Here is a 17,099-nt window from a genome sequence, read left to right as displayed (position 1 = left end):
GGGGTAGACATAATGGAAATTAATCAAGTAGTCGAAACAATTCGCATGATTGACGAGGAAAAATTAGATATTCGAACAATCACAATGGGGATCTCATTATTAGATTGTATTGATGCCTCGGCCGAAAAAGCTTGTGACAAAATCTATAATAAAATTAAAACGAAAGCACAAAACTTAGTAAATGTTGCGCAGAAAATTGAGTCGGAATATGGGATTCCGATTATTAATAAACGTGTCTCTGTTACGCCAATTTCAATTATCGCTGGTGCAAGTGATGCCGAGGATTATACGATTTTTGCTGAAACATTAGATAAAGTGGCTAAAGAAATTGGGGTTGACTTTATTGGTGGTTTCTCAGCTTTAGTGCAAAAAGGTTATACAAAAGGTGATCGTCAGTTAATTGCTTCGATTCCTAATGCGTTATCAAAAACGGACCGTGTGTGTGCATCTGTTAATATTGGGTGTACTAAATCGGGAATTAATATGGATGCTGTTAAACAAATGGGTGAAATCGTCAAAGAAACGGCAGCACTCTCTGACATGGGCTGTGCTAAATTAGTTATTTTTGCTAATGCGGTTGAAGATAATCCTTTTATGGCAGGTGCTTTTCACGGGGTAGGTGAAGCAGATTGTGTCATCAATGTTGGCGTGAGTGGACCAGGTGTCGTTCAACGAGCGCTTGAAAAAGTTCGCGGTGAATCATTTGATGTTGTAGCTGAAACTGTGAAAAAGACAGCATTCAAAATTACTAGAATGGGTCAACTGGTAGGTCAATTGGCTTCTGAAGAGTTAAATGTACCTTTTGGAATTGTCGACCTTTCACTTGCACCAACACCTGCAGTGGGTGACTCTGTCGGTCATATTTTAGAAGAGATGGGCTTAGAATCAGTCGGAACTCACGGGACAACAGCGGCACTAGCTTTATTAAATGATGCCGTTAAAAAAGGTGGCGTCATGGCATGCGGTCATGTTGGTGGTTTGTCTGGCGCGTTTATTCCTGTTTCAGAAGATATTGGGATGATTAATGCGGTTAACAATGGGGCACTCTCATTAGATAAATTAGAAGCGATGACAGCGATTTGTTCTGTAGGTTTAGATATGATTGCAATTCCTGGTGATACGCCAGCAACAACCATTTCAGCGATGATTGCTGATGAAGCAGCGATTGGTGTGATTAATAACAAAACCACGGCAGTGAGAATTATTCCTGCTAAAGATAAAAAAGTCGGTGATGTTGTTGAATTTGGAGGGTTGCTTGGATACGCGCCGGTTATGAGGGTTAATCCTAATGCGGCAGATAGATTCATAGATAGAGGTGGTAGAATTCCGGCACCGATTCATAGTTTTAAAAATTAAAATGTAGTGTTTGTAATTAAAAACCCTATTTTAATCCATTTCTAATTTTTATAATAAATATTAAACTGTTTTTTATGTTATTCAGAATAATGCGGACTGTTCTTTTTTAGGAACAGTCTATTTTTTTCAAAATAATAAAAAAGAATAGTGAGACACAAATGATAATAAACTGCTTGAAAACTAGAGCGACGTTGTTAAATGAACAAAGTACACTATAAAATTAAAGTGTTTGGCAGTAAAATACGATACATACCAAAGTATTTTTAGTTATTTTATTTAAAGATATGAATGAGGAAGAATTGATTCGGAAGTATTTTTCGGCATTTTTAGAAGATAACTTGTTATTTTTGTGATATAATAAACGTATATAACCAAAAAATGCCATTGCTATTTAATTAAGCTAAAAAAAGCGCATAATTTATGATAATATATATATATGTTATTATTATAGTTTGTGAAACTTTAGTTGTGAATTGATGTTACAAGAATAATAAATAGAAGAAAGTGAGTTGAAGTTAATGACTAAGCAATTATTAAAAGTAATACGAGTGTCATCATTGTTGATGTTTCTAGCTGTCTCATTCCCACAATTATCTAACGCAGCCCCAACTGACTCTAATTCTAAATTTAGTGCAGGTGATCGACCAAAAAGCGATTTTCCAAATGAAACTTTAGCAGAATTAGAATACTTAGAGTCAGAAACAAATCAGTTACCATCTTTAGATAATCTATATATCACACACATTCCCTCCATGGCGTTTGGTGGGTTAAAAATAGCGAAAGAAGATCAAGAGTATCCTGCTTTAATGGAAAAAAGAACGAAGACTTCCTCAAATGAAACTTATGCTTTACCACATATGGTTGGCGTTGCAGATTTAAACGGAAAAAAAGAAGGCACGTGGAAGGTGTCCGTTCACCAAGAGAAACCATTTTTCTCACAAGATGCAGGGAAATATCTCTACTATAGCCGAATCAGAATATATGGAAATACAGTAACGAATAGTGGGATGCCGAGCAATCAATTGGGTTCAAATCTCACGGGTGTAAAAAATAATCAAACGGGTGGCTTTGTTCAAATACCTGTATTACAACCGATGCTGTCAAAAATACCGTCAGAAGGGGAAATGGATGTTTTAAAGAGTGGGACACCAGGATTTACGAATAAGACATATTCAAATTCAATTATGCAGTCAAACTATCAAAGAGCGTCTTATCAACCTAATCAAGCGATACAGTCTTCTAAAAATGAAGATGTGAAATTATATATTTCGAATAAAGATGTCAGGCTGGCAAAAAACTATGAAGCGAATCTTGTTTGGACACTAACAGCAGAGCCGTAAAGAAAGGAGCAGCAAAAATGAATGTAAACAAAAAAACATCTTCTGTTTTACTCGTTTTTTTCTTAGGAACAGTAGGCTCTCAACACCTCTTTGCTGAAAAAGTGCCAACAAAAGTAACCTTTGAAACGATGAATGAAAAAATGTCTCCTATTAAACCGGGAACATTGGAAGAAAAAATTAAATTCCCTAACGAATTAGATCCAACAGAGAAGGGTGTGATTCAGTTATTACATGCACCAAAATTTTATTTTGGGGATAGTAACAAAATAAAAATTGAGGATGCCACTTATTTTGTCAAATACGAAGAAGTAGCTTTGGTGAGTAACCCCAACACCTCATTTTATTTGCCCCCATTCGTTCAAGTTGGAGATGGCAGTGGAAAAGATACCAAATGGCGTGTAAAAGTATCACAAAGTTCCCCATTTGAATCCACAGAAGGCTCACGTCATTGTTTGCCGAAAACAAGGATAAAAATACATGAAGGATCATTGACAAATAATGTAAAACAAGTTGAAGTTGGCACGATTCTTCAAGACGGAAACTATCAACAACCAAAAACGATTCCGCTTACGAGTGACGATGAGTTGACAGTTCTTTCTGCTAACAGTGGCACGAATGGCACCATTTCTTCTGCCGTTTTCCAAAATAATTATGATGAAAAAACATACGGTCCTGGAAAAACGATAAATGAGATGTCGCGCATGGAAGGCGTGCAATTGCATGTCCCAAGAAATGAGAAAGTTTTCTCGATGAATTATCAAACAGCCTTGAGTTGGACGCTAGAAGTCGGTCCATAATGGTAGCAAATGGAGAGTATATATGAAGAAAAAACTAAAGAAGGTCTTTGGAACGCTCATAGTCGTATTTTTGATTGGATTAACCTTTCAATTTTCAGTTGATGCAGTTTCAATCCCTATCTCAGTGAAACCAATTATCCCTGAAAACCAGATGAGCGAGGTCACCAGCTTCTATCATTTGAAGGTTGAACCAAACCAAAAGCAAGAAATTGAACTAGAAATTGAAAATAGTAGCAGTGAAGACATTACTGTTGATTTGGCGATCAATTCCGCGAGTACTGGAATGTCTGGTAGTTTAGTTTATCTACCAAGCAAGAAAGAGAACCATCGTAGCGCAGAGGTAACTTTACCCGAAATAGCAACAATCGACAAGCAAGTCAAAGTTCCTGCTCAAGGAAAAACAAAGGTGAAAGTCAAGTTAGATATTCCTGAAAAAAAATTTGATGGGATCGTTTTAGGTGCGATACGGGTGTCTGGATTTGATGACAAAATGAGTCAAGACACAAAAGAGAATCAAAGTGAGAAAGAAAGCTTTTCTGTTAATAATAAGTATGCCTATGCGGTTGCGATACAGTTGCAAGAGACGGAAAAACTGGCTATTCAACCTGAGTTAAAACTAAATAAAGTAGTAGCATCTCAAGTAGCAGGGCGAAATACAATCAAAGCATCCATTGAAAACACAAAACCAATTATTGTTAATGCCTTGACCTATGATGTTGAGGTTAAATCAAAGAAAAAAGATGAAACGATTTATAAATCTCAATTAACGGATTATCGTATGGCGCCAAATTCTACTTTTGAATTGCCAATGGATTTAAAAAATGAGGCGTTTGAACCAGGTGAATATCATGTTGTCATTAAGGCTAAAGCAACTGAAGTTAAAAAAAGTTGGACGTTGGAACAAGATTTTACGATTTCAAAAGAAGAAGCAAAAAAATTCAACCAGTCATCTGTTGCAGCTGATAAAGGAATGTCTACAACGATGATAATTCTTATCACAATTTTAAGTTGCTTTGCGCTCGTAGGTGTTATCATAATAGGTTACTTGATAATAAAGAAACGCAAGAAAAAAATAAAAACATACAAAAAAACAAAGAGTAAAAAATCGTAACGAAATAAATAAAAAAACTATCTTGTAAAGAAAGTGGGAAAGTTCATGTTTCAGAATAAACGAAATATATTTAAAACGATTATGATGATAATGATAATTACTTTATCTTTAGCAAGCATGGGTAGTGCCTCGGTCAACGCAGCTTCGGATAATTTAACCAAAAAAGAAAAAAAAATTATGGCTAAAGCCTCTAACAAATCTCAAATTATTGATAAGAATGTCTTGAAATCAGTGGATATATTTAGTTTGGAGCAAGAAGGGCAATCGATTAGAATTCAAGAACAAGACGATTTGCTTCCAAATAATAGTTTGGTTCGTTTGGAATGGAACTTAGCATTAGAACAACAAGCGCAGTTCTATCAGGTCGGAGATACCTTTGAGATAGATGTTCCAGATTGGGTTGAGTTGGTGGCGTCTGGGGCAGGGCCTATTAAAGATCAGCAGGGTAAAGAGAATGCAGAATATATCGTGTCGAAAGAAGAAAGAAAAGTGAAATTAGTTGTGACCAATAGTTTTGGTTCAGCAGACTATAAAATCACAGCTAAAGCGATATTGAATTGCAAGGACTCTAAACAATCCATGATTCGAGACTTAAGCTTCGATACAAAGAATGGTAAGCAAACCTATAACCTAAGTGTCCCTTTTAACTATGATATGACTATACCAGAACCAGAAGTTACTTTATTTGATAGCGATAAAAACCAGACAGATAAAAAACCAGTAACAGCAAAAATCGAACTTGATGTCAATCAGTATCAACTTGATCTTAAAAAGAATCCGTTTACTCACAGAGTTTATACGGATTCGTCGATTTCGTTAAATGTTGTTCCTGGGAGCCTTAAGATTTATGCCACGGCCTTAAATGCGATGGGTGAACCTATTTCAGCGAATGCAAAAAGATTGCTTCCAGAGACTAGCTACACGATGACTCAAGATTTAGATAACATTGACATAAAGTTTAAGGAGTCAATGCGTGAAAAAATAACTGTAAGTTATGAGGTCAACTTTGATTATAGTAGATATCATGCGTTAGATGACAAACCTACAAATGCATATTTTAGAACTGAGACAGTCAAGCAGATAGAAGCAACTTATAAAGTGAGATATCCAAGGTTAAAGTTTAATACGCCAATATATACTTATAAACGATACAGTTTAGATCCTCCAAAAGAAAAAATAAGTTATGTAGAATTTGAACGGATGGATCAACAGTTCAGAAATAATGAACTGGTTCTAAAAAATACAATCTATGTTAACAAAAGTGAAAAACTTTTAAAAAAGAATGCTGAGTTCACGATGGAACAACTTGGGTATTATGCGAACGATTTTTACTTTAACATAATCAAAATGCCTTATCTAGATCCAATAAAGGTTTCTAACTTAGAAAAAAATGCATCAGGGTTTCCGGATGAAACTAAATTTAAGTATCAGGTTAGTAACGACTGGACAACTAAGGTATCCGCTGATGGAACGAAGTTAATTATAAAATATCTTGGTGAAGATACTACTAAACCTTTTGCGTTAAATGTAGTACACGGTGTCTCAGCTAAAAGATATGCGATTTCGGCGGATATAAAAATAAGTGCCACAGATTCTATCGGAAGTGTTCATGAGACGAAACAATCTAGCAATTACTTTGGAAGTAAGCCTTCGTTTTTTTCAATAAACGGTGCGGAAAAACCAAATGAGTTAAAACTTGGCATAGGTGATGCTGGTAACGATCCTTATCGTCAGCATACAGGAATAAATAAAAACCGTATGGATATAGACAACATATCTTTTGAGCTAACAGGAGAAAGTACAAGTTTGAATTATATTCAAGGGATTAAAGATATTAAAATTAAAACAGTTGAAGAAAATGAATCCTATGACAGAACCTTAGTTGAAGGTGAGGATTATACAGCTACTGTCGAAGATGGCATGAGAGTTAAAATTAAGATGCTGAAGAAAACAAATGAAAGACTTACAGCTTCAGTCACTCTTGATTATGATATGTCGAAACTTGCCGAGTTTGAATCGGGTGTTAGGCTAAACTATTCTTCCTATATGGAGGAAAGTAAAACAGGCATAAAACGCTACGACATAAACGAAACGATGTTTGTGTCTCCAGCACTCTATATTGATAAAATAGTCCCATATTATGGAAATAATCAATACTATACTGGGGATTATGATGAAAATAGAGCAATGATGAACAATCAATACTTAGTTGTCAATCCCTTACAGAAAGAATACCCAAAATCAACCATTAAAATGGCGATAGAAAATCAACAAGAAGTTGGTAAGGCGGTATTTTATGATAATGATCCGAGTAAAGTCTTTGAGATTCTTGAAATAGAGGGCGGCTTTAACCCAATGGATGATGTTGATACTTTTAAAAGAAAATTAAAGAAAACCACAGATAGTAAGGATCATTTTAATTTTAAGATAGATAATCAACAAAAAGCTATTGTTGAAATTAATAACAATTTTAAAAAAACTTACGTAATTAAAACGAAATGGAGACCCCAAAATTCATTTTACCAAACGGATCTTTCCGATATGTCAGTAAATTATTCTTTAGAAAACAACCAATTAGAAAAAGCATTGACAGCTAAAGGTGAACTTAAGATGGATTCTCAGGTACATGGGGAGATGGAACTATTGAAAAATAACGAATACGGCAACGTAGCTGATTTAGTTGTTTCCGTAGAACCTTATAAGTTAAAAACTGGAGAAGCCTCGATCCAACCCAATCTGTATTTTACTAATGTGAACGTCCATATGCCAAATACTAATGTTGCTAATCTTGTTAAATCCAAAATTTCGCTAACCGATATTGACGGCAATCAATTGGACCCATCACTTGTCGATATAGTTACCTATAAAAAAGAAGTGTCGTATGGTGCAAGTTATATTAAGTTAACATTTAGAATTAAAGAACCGCTTCATAATGGCGTTAAAGTAACATTTCCAATCGCGACAAATGAAAATCAAACGTTTAAATTTAAAAATCAAGATTATGGCGGTTTCTATCAAGAGGTAAATGGTAAAAATATAACGTTGAGAAATGCACGCATTAATTTCAATCAAAATTCTGAAATTAAACTCACAACTGATGCAACAGGTGGTGAGGGTCAACTGATTTTAACAAATGCGAAAATTAAGGCGTTAGATAGTGTGTCAAATAAAGGGCTTATGGGAGCTGAATTTGAGTTAACAAGTGTTGACACAAATAAAACAACTAAGGTTGGACCAACGGATGCAAATGGAGTGATTGATTTAAATGACTATCAAGTAGGAAAGTATTATTTAAAACAAACCAAAGCACCTGAAGGCTATGACTTGAACCCGGATTATACGAAAGATAAAGGCAAAGAAATTTTCTTAGTCAAAGACCAAGCAAAAAACAATTTTGAAGTGCCAATGTCAGCTACTAGTACAGTTGACGTTGCGTTTACTTATGAGGATGGCACACCAATTAGTGAAGTTGGTGTTCAGACTGTCAAAATTATTCATCCTAAAGGGGTACCTTTAGACTTAACAAAGAATACGCAAGTCCAAGATATGAAAGATAAGATGACTGCTTTGAAAGATGATTATCAATACGTTAAATTTGACCCTGCAAGTGTGACAGGTAATGAATCTGGATTGATATTAACCCAGGACACGCAAACTGTTTACTATAAATATAAAGGGTTAGCGACAATCAAAGCCCCAAGTGAGTTGGATTTCAATAAAGGAAAGACAACACCATTTGAGCAAGAATTGACATCAAACTTAACGCAACCATTTAAATTAACAGTTCGTGACAACCGTCAAGAAACACCAAGTGGCGAATATCTTGAGAAGGACACACGAGGTAATATTCGTGTCCAAGCTCATCTATCTAAACCATTTGAAAATAACAAAGATAAGCTAACAAGAAGTCAGATTTTTTATAATAATGGTAAAAATGATTTACTATTGAATGGAACGGGAAGTGAGATTGTTCAAGCATCGAAGGATATCAGCGCACCAAGCAAAAAAGACTTTGAATTTGTTTTAGAAGAGGTCAACAGTAAAGGAAAAGGCTTTAAGTTAAAAGTGCCGGCAGGTGAAGCTAAAGCACAAAGTTATACTGGTGAATTATCTTTTGACTTAGTTCAAGGGCCATAAGAGTAGGTTTTTTTGAGTATTCATCTGATTCAAAGGATGAGAAAACTCTGTTAAAAAAGCAGCATCCCCATTTATGGAGATGCTGCTTTTGTTTATTTTTTCATGGCTTCTTGAGCAAGTAGGTTCAAGTAGTTCCAAGGGCGGTCAAAATGCGGTTGGAAGAAGAAGTCAGTTAATGCCAAATCTTCAACAGTCATCTCATTTTGAATGGCGAGTGATAAGGTATTTGCAGATTGCGTAATATCATATTTTGAAATCAATTGTCCTCCAAGGATGCGACGCGTGCCTTTTTCAAAGACCAGTTGCATTGTGACTTCTTCATTTGTCGGCATAAATTCAGGACGATAGTTGTCGACTAAAAGTGCTGCTTTGGCGTCAAGACCTTCCGCAAGTGCTGATTCTAATGTTAAACCAGTTGAACCGATTTTCCAGCCAAATAAGTAAAGTCCAGATGTTCCTTGTGTCCCTCGATAAGCGAGGGTATCCTTTTTTAAGTTAGCGCCAATTAATAAGCCTTGGCGAATGGCATTTGTTGCTAATGGGATGTAACGTGGGCTGTTTGTTGGGTTGTAGTGAACAACCGCACTGTCACCAGCTGCAAAAATATCAGGGTTGCTAGATTTCATGTAACGATCAACAATAATTGCACCATTAGGCAGCATGTCAACGTGACCTTTCAACAAATCAGTTGTGGGTTTAAAACCAACGCACATTATGACTAAATCAGCGTCAAACGTTTGACTTTGCGTATGGACAGTCACATGGTCTTCTGCTTTTTCTTCAATACATTCAACATTTTCACCTAAGGCTAGTGTTGCGTTTTTATTCACAAGTTCGTGCTCTAAAATGTCAGTAAACGTTTGGTCGAGGTATTTATTTAAAATCCGATCGACACCATCGATTAAGGTCACTTCTTTACCATTCTCAATAAAGGCTTCGACGAGCTCGATCCCGATATAGCCGCCACCAACAACGACGATTCGTTTTGCAGATGCTGATTTTTCAATAATTTCATTGGCTTGGTTGAAGTTTTTACATAATAAGACTTGATCTAAATCAATACCTGAAATCGGTGGGATGATAGGCCATGAACCGGTCGTCATGACAAGTTTATCATAACGGCTTATTTCTTCTTGACCTGTTTGGAGATTTTCAGCAATGACTTGTTTTTTTTCTGTATCAATGGCTATCACGTTATGCTCCATTTTTACAGTAGCACCTAGAGAAGTTAACTCCTCAGGATTTGAGTAAAATAAACCTTGAGGGTCTTTGACGACGCCTCCAACATATAAGGCAATTCCGCAAGATAGGAATGAGATATTGTCATTTCTTTCATAGACTGTGATTTCAGTCTCAGGATGATTTGCTAAAATTTGTTTGACCGCTGAGGTTCCAGCATGTGTACAGCCAACTACAACAACTTTCATATTTATCGACCTCATTTATTCAAAGTATCACAAGCTGTTCTAGTCTGTGATCTGATTTAAATATAACAAAGATGAGTTTTGTAATTAAAAAAGGTGCTTGTGAATTTTAAAGTTAAAACAGGGAAAGTTTGTGAAAAAGAGAATCATTCTCAATTAAAACAAGGTAGAAATAACAAAAAATGAACAAAGTGTCGCGTAATCTGTGAATTTTTATACAAAAAAACCAACCTTAAAAAAAGGTTGGTTAAACATTAATCTAAAATAGAAACTTGATAAATGGTCTGGAAGGCTTTGCTTTCATCAGGACGAAGATCAATTGAGCCCCATTCAGGATGATTGACAATGTCAGGTAATTCTTGTGTCTCAATTGCAATCCCAGCTTGAGAATACATGTTTTTGCTGAAAGTCATTGGTAAGTCTAAATCCATTCCGGTAGCAGTAAAGACTACTGCTGCTTGACGGTTTCCAGAGATGGTGAGGACACGACCGCTTTCGCGTTCTGATAGGACAATTTTTGGGTCTTGACTTTGTAACCAAAAAGCATCATCTAAACCTTGACCCAAATGGCGAATTGCCGTGCTTAAAATTTCAGGTTTTCTGAAATCGTAATAGGTTCCGCCAACATTTAACACTTGACCAGTTGGAATGAGACCGCTATCTGTTTCTAATTTTTTCGCAGCATTAATTTGTAAGTGATGTTGGGTGATATCACGTTTACCATTTCCAGAAAGATTAAAATAGACGTGATTGGTTGGATTAACGATTGAATCTGTTTTTGTTTTACATAGTGTGGTCATCACAATTGAATCTTCAGTCAACTCATAAGTATTGGCAACTGTGATTGGACCTGGATAACCAGATGTTTGATCAACGAGATGGAAAGTAACTGAAATAGATTCTTCGTTTTCAGTAATGTCATAATCCCAAAATTGTGAAGACCAGCCATTTGAGCCACCATGCAGATGATTTTCACCATTATTAATTTCAAATTGTTGGTCTTTCCAGACTCCTTTTTTGATGCGCCCGGCAACAGGACCGACAAGTGCACCAAATTGACCTGAATCTTCTAAAATATGTTCAGGTTTGATACTCAAAAAGATATTTTCGCTCTCACCATAACGGTCAGGTACAAAAAACTCATACATACGAGCACCAAAATTTAAAAAAGTAGCTTTGAGTTTCCCATTTTCAAGGGTAACAAATTCAATGTTAGTTTGCGGATCTTTACGAACCGAATGCTTAATCATGATTTTCACTCCATTTTTCTTCTAGAAAAGCAAACGTTAGAGTACTTGTATTATCAACAAGAACGATATCATGACCTAAATCTGTGGCATTTCCAACACCAATTGGGAATGAGCCACTTTCTTTAATCGCTGTGATACCTGCAATTGAGTCTTCAAGTCCGATACATTCTTTTGAAGAGACACCAATTGCTTTTGCAGCTTCGATAAAGATGTCGGGTGCAGGTTTCCCGGCAGCAAGTGAGGCAGGGTCAACAATGGCATCAAAGTAATTTGCGATCCCCATTTTCTCAAGCAACATTGGTCCGTTCTTGCTAGCAGATGCTAGTGCAATTTTAATCTCGTTTGCTTTCAAGTCTTTTAGTAATTGTAGAATCCCAGGGAAAATATCTTTCTCAGAAAAGGCTTGAATCATTTCAACGTAGTTTTCGTTTTTTTCTTTTGCTAGTTGGGCAAATTTTTCTGCAGAGATTGAATCTTCTTTACCACCATGTTTTAAAATTAAAGTCAATGAGTCTTCACGACTAACACCTTTAAGTGTTTCGTTAAATTCACGGTCAATCGTGATATCTAAATCCTCAGCTAATTTTTTCCAAGCATGGTAGTGGTATTCTGCTGTGTCTGTAATGACACCATCTAAATCAAAAAGTACTCCTTTAAACATTATAAATCATCCTTTCAAAAGTTGATAGTTATTAAGGTTGTGATAGAAGTGTTCAGCTTCAAGAAATAAGAAAAAAGTCACAAAAATTGCTTTTCAAATTTTAGTGAGTTTTGGCTTATTTCCGCAGAAGCTACTTCTATGACACCGTTTCTTGTAATGAAGTTGTGATAGAAGTGTTCAGCTTCAAGAAATAAGAAAAAAGTCACAAAAATTGCTTTTCAAATTTTAGTGGGTTTTGGCTTATTTTCGCAGAAGCTACTGCTATAACAGTATTTGTAATTAAGGGAGTGTGACTTACTTTGTCACACTCCCTCATTATTTTTAAACACTAAATATTTAACTGCGATTATTTCACTTTAGTTTGAATTTGATCTTTCAATGTATATGTTTCACCATAAAGGGTGATATCTAAGCTATCGCCTTCTAATAATTTAACTGTTACATTTTCATCAATGGTGATATGTAATAGGCGTCCACGATAAGTGATGTGGAAGGCATAGTTTGTCCATTGTTTTGGTAAGAATGGTGCAAAACTTAATGATTCATTGAAGGTTTTCATTTGCGCGAAACCTTGGACAATCGCTAACCAGCTACCAGTCATTGAAGTAATATGTAAACCATCTTCAGTGTCATTATTGTAGTTGTCTAAGTCAAGACGAGCCGTACGTTGATACATCTCAACTGCTTTTTCTTCCATACCAAGTTCGGCAGCAAGAATTGAGTGAATACATGGTGATAATGATGATTCGTGAACTGTCATTGGTTCGTAGAAATCAAAATTACGACGTTTTTCTTCAATTGTAAATTGATCATTGAAGAAATAAATCCCTTGTAAGACATCTGCTTGTTTAATGAAGCAAGAACGTAAAATATGATCCCATGACCAGTTTTGGTTCAATGGTACATCTTCACTTCTTAAGTCACTAACTGGCATTAAGTCTTTGTCTAAGAATGTATCATGTTGAACGAAAACACCTAATTCTTCATCAGCAGGGAAGTACATATGCTCAATAATGTCACTCCAACGTGCTAACTCTTCATTTGGAATGTCAACAATCGCATCTGCTTGATATTTTTTATATGATTCTAATGTATATTTAAGTACCCAAGTTGCGATAAGGTTTGTATACCAGTTATTATTTACGTTGTTTTCGTATTCGTTTGGTCCAGTTACACCGTGAATCATGTATTTTTGATTGCGTTTAGAATAATGTACGCGGTCTGCCCAGAAACGAGCAATTGCAGTTAAAACTTCTAAACCTTCTTTTTTAAGATAGTCAGTGTCGCCAGTGTAATTAGTATAGTTATAAATAGCATAAGCGATGGCACCATTACGGTGAATTTCTTCAAATGTAATTTCCCATTCGTTATGACATTCCACACCGGTAAAGGTCACCATTGGGTAAAGTGCGCCTTCAAGTCCTTGTTGACGTGCATTGTGGAAGGCTTGTGGTAATTGATTATGACGATATTTTAACAAGTTTTTCGTAACACTTGTATCAGCAAGTGCAAGGTATAATGGCACAGCATAAGCTTCGGTATCCCAGTATGTCGCACCACCATATTTTTCGCCTGTAAAGCCTTTTGGTCCGATGTTTAAGCGTTCATCTTCACCGTAATAAGTTTGGAATAATTGGAACAAGTTGAAACGAATGCCTTGTTGTGCTTCAGCGTCACCTTCGATGACTACGTCCGCAAGTTCCCAACGTTTTAACCATTCAGCTTTATGGCTGTCTTTTGTTGCTTTTAAATCAATTTTAAGTGTATCTGCTAAAAGTTTTTCGGCAGTTGCCACTTGTTGAGTAGGTTCAATATCACGACTTGTCACAATAATGACACGTTTAGCAAGTTCAATTGTATCCCCAGCTTTAACATCAAAGTTAAATGTTTCTGTCGCAAGTAAAGGATGACTTTCTTTAATTGGTGCAACATTTTGGTTGTTTTCATGAGCCATGGCTGCAGTAACAGTGAATTGTTCAATACCAAAATCGTTTGGCACTGTTCTTGTTGTTAAGGTTGAAAAACCACTTGGTGTTTGGCCGACTGCTAATTCTTCCCAGAACATTTCATCATAGTTACTATCTTCGTTTTGAACATTATTATCTAATTTAGAAATAACTTTAAATGAGCCATTTCCTTCAACGAAAGTCGCTGTTAATTCAATCACACCTAATTCTTTTGTGACTAAACTTAGGTAACGACTAAAGTGTAATTTCACTTTTACATCATCAACCGTCACGACAAATTCGCGTGATAAAAGACCGTGTTGCATGTCTAATGATTGATTAAAGTCTGAGACAGGCATTGTTGCCAAATCAATTTTTGTATCATTTACAAAAAGGTCCATAGCAATAAAGTTTAATGAGTTGATGACTTTACCAAAGTATTCAGGATAGCCATTTTTCCACCAACCGACACGTGTTTTATCTGGATACCAAATACCAGCTAAATATGAGCCTTGATGATGGTCAGCACTGAACCCTTCTTCGAAATTCCCCCGCATTCCCATATAACCATTGCCGATACTCGTTAATGATTCTTGTAAGCGAATGTCGTCTAAATGAAGTTCGTTGGTACTTAAGACCCATGGATCTGTACTAAATAGTCTTTTTAAGTGTTTCACGATTGTTTTTTCCTCCTTAAATCTCTTTTCACTAACATGATAAACGCAAACGGTTGCGAAATCAATACGAAACACCGCCATTTAAAATCTTGTTACTGGTAACATTTTTCAAGGAACTTCAAAATACGTCTTTACATAAAAGACGCAGACAACTATAATGTTAACGAAACCGTTTGCGTTGAACGGAACAAAAAAAGAAAGGTGTTTTCAAAATGAAGAAAATATTTAATTTTGAATTTTGGCAAAAATTCGGAAAAGCTTTAATGGTTGTTATCGCGGTAATGCCTGCAGCTGGTTTGATGATTAGTATTGGTAAAACAATTCCTTTAATTAATCCAAACATGTCTGCACTCATTACAACAGGCGGTGTTGTGGAGAATATTGGTTGGGCTATTATTGGTAATTTACACATTCTCTTTGCACTAGCAATTGGAGGAAGTTGGGCGAAGGAACGTGCTGGTGGTGCGTTTGCAGCCGGTGTATCTTTTGTATTAATTAACCGTATTACTGGTGCCATCTTTGGTGTAACAAGTGAGATGCTATTAGATGATAAAGCATTCACGCACACTTTATTTGGTACAAAAATTATGGTTAAAGGCTTCTTTACAAGTGTTTTAGAAGCACCAGCTCTTAACATGGGTGTGTTTGTTGGGATTATTGCAGGGTTTGTAGGTGCGATGGCGTTTAACAAGTACTACAATTATCGTAAACTACCTGATGCATTATCATTCTTTAATGGTAAACGTTTTGTACCTTTTGTTGTAATCTTGTGGTCAGTGATTGCGTCATTAGTGTTAGCTGTTGTGTGGCCAGCAATTCAATCAGGAATCAATAACTTTGGTTTATGGATTGCAACAAGTCAAGATACAGCACCGATTCTAGCACCATTCCTATATGGAACACTAGAACGTCTCTTATTACCATTTGGTTTACATCATATGTTAACTATTCCAATTAACTATACGCAATTGGGTGGTACATATGAAATTCTATCTGGTGTAAATGCCGGCACACAAGTCTTTGGACAAGATCCACTGTGGTTAGCTTGGGCAACAGACCTTGTAAACTTAAAAGGTGCTGGTGACATGGATAAATATAACTTTGTTTTATCTAACTGGACACCTGCTCGTTTTAAAGTCGGTCAAATGATTGGTTCTTCAGGTATCTTAATGGGTATGACAATGGCAATGTATCGTAATGTTGATGCTGACAAACGTTCAAAATATAAATCAATGTATGTTTCTGCTGCTTTAGCTGTTTTCTTAACAGGTGTGACAGAACCATTAGAATTTATGTTTATGTTTGCAGCTGTGCCATTATATGTTGTCTATGCATTGATTCAAGGTTCAGCTTTTGCTTTGGCAGATGTCATCAATTTACGTGTCCACTCATTTGGTAACATTGAATTATTAACACGTGTTCCAATTTCAGTTAAAGCGGGCTTAACAGGTGATTTAATTAACTTTGTTTTAGCCGTTATTGCGTACGCAGTGATTACTTACTTTATCGCAAGTTTCTTAATTAAGAAATTTAATTATGCAACACCAGGACGTAATGGTAACTATGAAAACTTTGAAGGAACTGAAACTGAAAGTAAACCAGTTGCTAAAGGTGAATTAGATCCTCAAGTTGTGGCGATTATTAATCTTTTAGGTGGTCGTGAAAATATTGCAGATGTTGATGCTTGTATGACTCGTCTTCGTGTGTCAGTTAGAGAAACTGCTAAAGTGGGTTCAGAAGCTGAATGGAAAGAAGCTGGTGCGATGGGCATTATTATTAAGGATACAGGTGTGCAAGCTGTCTATGGTCCGAAAGCTGATATTTTAAAATCGGATATTCAAGATTTATTAGACTCAGGTGTCGCTATTCCTAAAACTGAAAAACCAGTCGCTGAAACAGCAACAGAAACACATGCAAGTTTAGGTAAAACAATGACGATTGCCGCTGTTGCAACCGGAAAAGTCATTCCGTTAGAGGATGTTGAAGATGAAGTCTTCTCACAAAAAATGATGGGTGAAGGTTTTGCGGTTAATCCGACGGCTAATGAAGTTTTTGCGCCTGTAGATGGTGAAGTGGTGGCAATTTTCCCTACGAAACATGCGATTGGCTTAAAAACAGCAGATGGTTTAGAAATTTTGGTTCACATGGGAATCGATACTGTCAGTTTAGAAGCAGATTGTTTTGATTTAAAAGTCACAGAAGGCCAAAAAGTGTCTCAAGGCGATTCTTTAGCAGAAGTGAACTGGGAGCAAGTAAAAGCAGAAGGAAAAGGCACATCAATCATTGTTGTCTTTACGAATAGCGATAAACTTGATAAAGTAGCACTTGATGTAACTGGTGAACAAGCCGCAGCAACTGTTGTTGGTCAGGTCACATTCTAAAAGTTAACAACTCAAGGAG

10 protein-coding genes are annotated in these 17,099 nt (G+C 36.1%); 6 read left to right on the top strand and 4 right to left on the bottom strand.

The window, feature by feature from the left end; all coding sequences use genetic code 11:
* The first annotated feature begins 12 nt into the window (after positions 1-12).
* The 5 genes from ESZ54_RS00300 to ESZ54_RS00280 all read left to right on the top strand — a co-directional run bounded on the left by ESZ54_RS00300 (position 13) and on the right by ESZ54_RS00280 (position 8,741).
* Complete coding sequence (locus ESZ54_RS00300; protein ID WP_136135676.1) at positions 13-1,356, top strand: PFL family protein; 1,344 nt, start codon at positions 13-15, stop codon at positions 1,354-1,356.
* A 518-nt stretch (positions 1,357-1,874) separates the two neighbouring features.
* Positions 1,875-2,696 carry a WxL domain-containing protein gene (locus tag ESZ54_RS00295; RefSeq protein WP_136135675.1) on the top strand — a complete coding sequence of 274 codons (822 nt, stop codon included), beginning with the start codon at positions 1,875-1,877 and terminating at the stop codon, positions 2,694-2,696.
* Between the two features lie 17 nt (positions 2,697-2,713).
* Positions 2,714-3,493 carry a WxL domain-containing protein gene (locus ESZ54_RS00290; RefSeq protein WP_136135674.1) on the top strand — a complete coding sequence of 260 codons (780 nt, stop codon included), beginning with the start codon at positions 2,714-2,716 and terminating at the stop codon, positions 3,491-3,493.
* Between the two features lie 22 nt (positions 3,494-3,515).
* Complete coding sequence (locus ESZ54_RS00285; RefSeq protein ID WP_136135673.1) at positions 3,516-4,604, top strand: WxLIP family cell surface protein; 1,089 nt, start codon at positions 3,516-3,518, stop codon at positions 4,602-4,604.
* 45 nt (positions 4,605-4,649) lie between these two features.
* A complete protein-coding gene (locus tag ESZ54_RS00280) occupies positions 4,650-8,741 on the top strand; it encodes a prealbumin-like fold domain-containing protein (RefSeq protein WP_136135672.1) in 4,092 nt (1,363 codons plus the stop codon).
* A gap of 92 nt (positions 8,742-8,833) precedes the next feature.
* Here ESZ54_RS00280 and ESZ54_RS00275 read toward each other — a convergent pair whose 3' ends face one another.
* The 4 genes from ESZ54_RS00275 to ESZ54_RS00255 all read right to left on the bottom strand — a co-directional run bounded on the left by ESZ54_RS00275 (position 8,834) and on the right by ESZ54_RS00255 (position 14,699).
* The gene (locus tag ESZ54_RS00275) at positions 8,834-10,168 is read right to left on the bottom strand and encodes an FAD-dependent oxidoreductase (protein WP_136135671.1); all 1,335 of its coding nucleotides are present in this window, start codon (positions 10,166-10,168) and stop codon (positions 8,834-8,836) included.
* Between the two features lie 251 nt (positions 10,169-10,419).
* Positions 10,420-11,415, bottom strand: a complete 996-nt coding sequence (locus ESZ54_RS00270; protein ID WP_136135670.1) for an aldose epimerase family protein — start codon at positions 11,413-11,415, stop codon at positions 10,420-10,422.
* A complete protein-coding gene (gene pgmB / locus ESZ54_RS00265; protein WP_136135669.1) occupies positions 11,408-12,076 on the bottom strand; it encodes a beta-phosphoglucomutase in 669 nt (222 codons plus the stop codon). The genes ESZ54_RS00270 and pgmB overlap by 8 nt, the downstream gene beginning before the upstream one ends.
* Before the next feature lie 346 nt (positions 12,077-12,422).
* Positions 12,423-14,699 (bottom strand): glycoside hydrolase family 65 protein, encoded by a 2,277-nt coding sequence (locus ESZ54_RS00255; protein WP_136135668.1) that lies wholly within the window; start codon positions 14,697-14,699, stop codon positions 12,423-12,425.
* A gap of 212 nt (positions 14,700-14,911) precedes the next feature.
* Between ESZ54_RS00255 and ESZ54_RS00250 the strand changes: the two genes are divergently transcribed.
* Positions 14,912-17,080: a PTS transporter subunit IIBC gene (locus tag ESZ54_RS00250; protein ID WP_136135667.1), complete on the top strand. Its 2,169-nt coding sequence runs from the start codon at positions 14,912-14,914 to the stop codon at positions 17,078-17,080.
* Positions 17,081-17,099: the final 19 nt, after the last annotated feature.

Origin of the sequence: Vagococcus silagei, assembly GCF_004795745.1 — a bacterium.
Lineage (GTDB): Bacteria > Bacillota > Bacilli > Lactobacillales > Vagococcaceae > Vagococcus > Vagococcus silagei.
Note: the sequence above shows the minus strand (reverse complement) of the source record. Positions and strands in the feature narration are given on the sequence as shown.

Excerpts from the sequence above, each read along its gene's own strand:
- ESZ54_RS00280 (WP_136135672.1), top strand. The coding sequence starts at position 4,650 with ATGTTTCAGAATAAACGAAATATATTTAAAACGATTATGATGATAATG.
- ESZ54_RS00275 (WP_136135671.1), bottom strand. The coding sequence starts at position 10,168 with ATGAAAGTTGTTGTAGTTGGCTGTACACATGCTGGAACCTCAGCGGTC.
- ESZ54_RS00285 (WP_136135673.1), top strand. The coding sequence starts at position 3,516 with ATGAAGAAAAAACTAAAGAAGGTCTTTGGAACGCTCATAGTCGTATTT.
- pgmB (WP_136135669.1), bottom strand. The coding sequence starts at position 12,076 with ATGTTTAAAGGAGTACTTTTTGATTTAGATGGTGTCATTACAGACACA.
- ESZ54_RS00250 (WP_136135667.1), top strand. The coding sequence starts at position 14,912 with ATGAAGAAAATATTTAATTTTGAATTTTGGCAAAAATTCGGAAAAGCT.
- ESZ54_RS00300 (WP_136135676.1), top strand. The coding sequence starts at position 13 with ATGGAAATTAATCAAGTAGTCGAAACAATTCGCATGATTGACGAGGAA.
- ESZ54_RS00290 (WP_136135674.1), top strand. The coding sequence starts at position 2,714 with ATGAATGTAAACAAAAAAACATCTTCTGTTTTACTCGTTTTTTTCTTA.
- ESZ54_RS00295 (WP_136135675.1), top strand. The coding sequence starts at position 1,875 with ATGACTAAGCAATTATTAAAAGTAATACGAGTGTCATCATTGTTGATG.
- ESZ54_RS00270 (WP_136135670.1), bottom strand. The coding sequence starts at position 11,415 with ATGATTAAGCATTCGGTTCGTAAAGATCCGCAAACTAACATTGAATTT.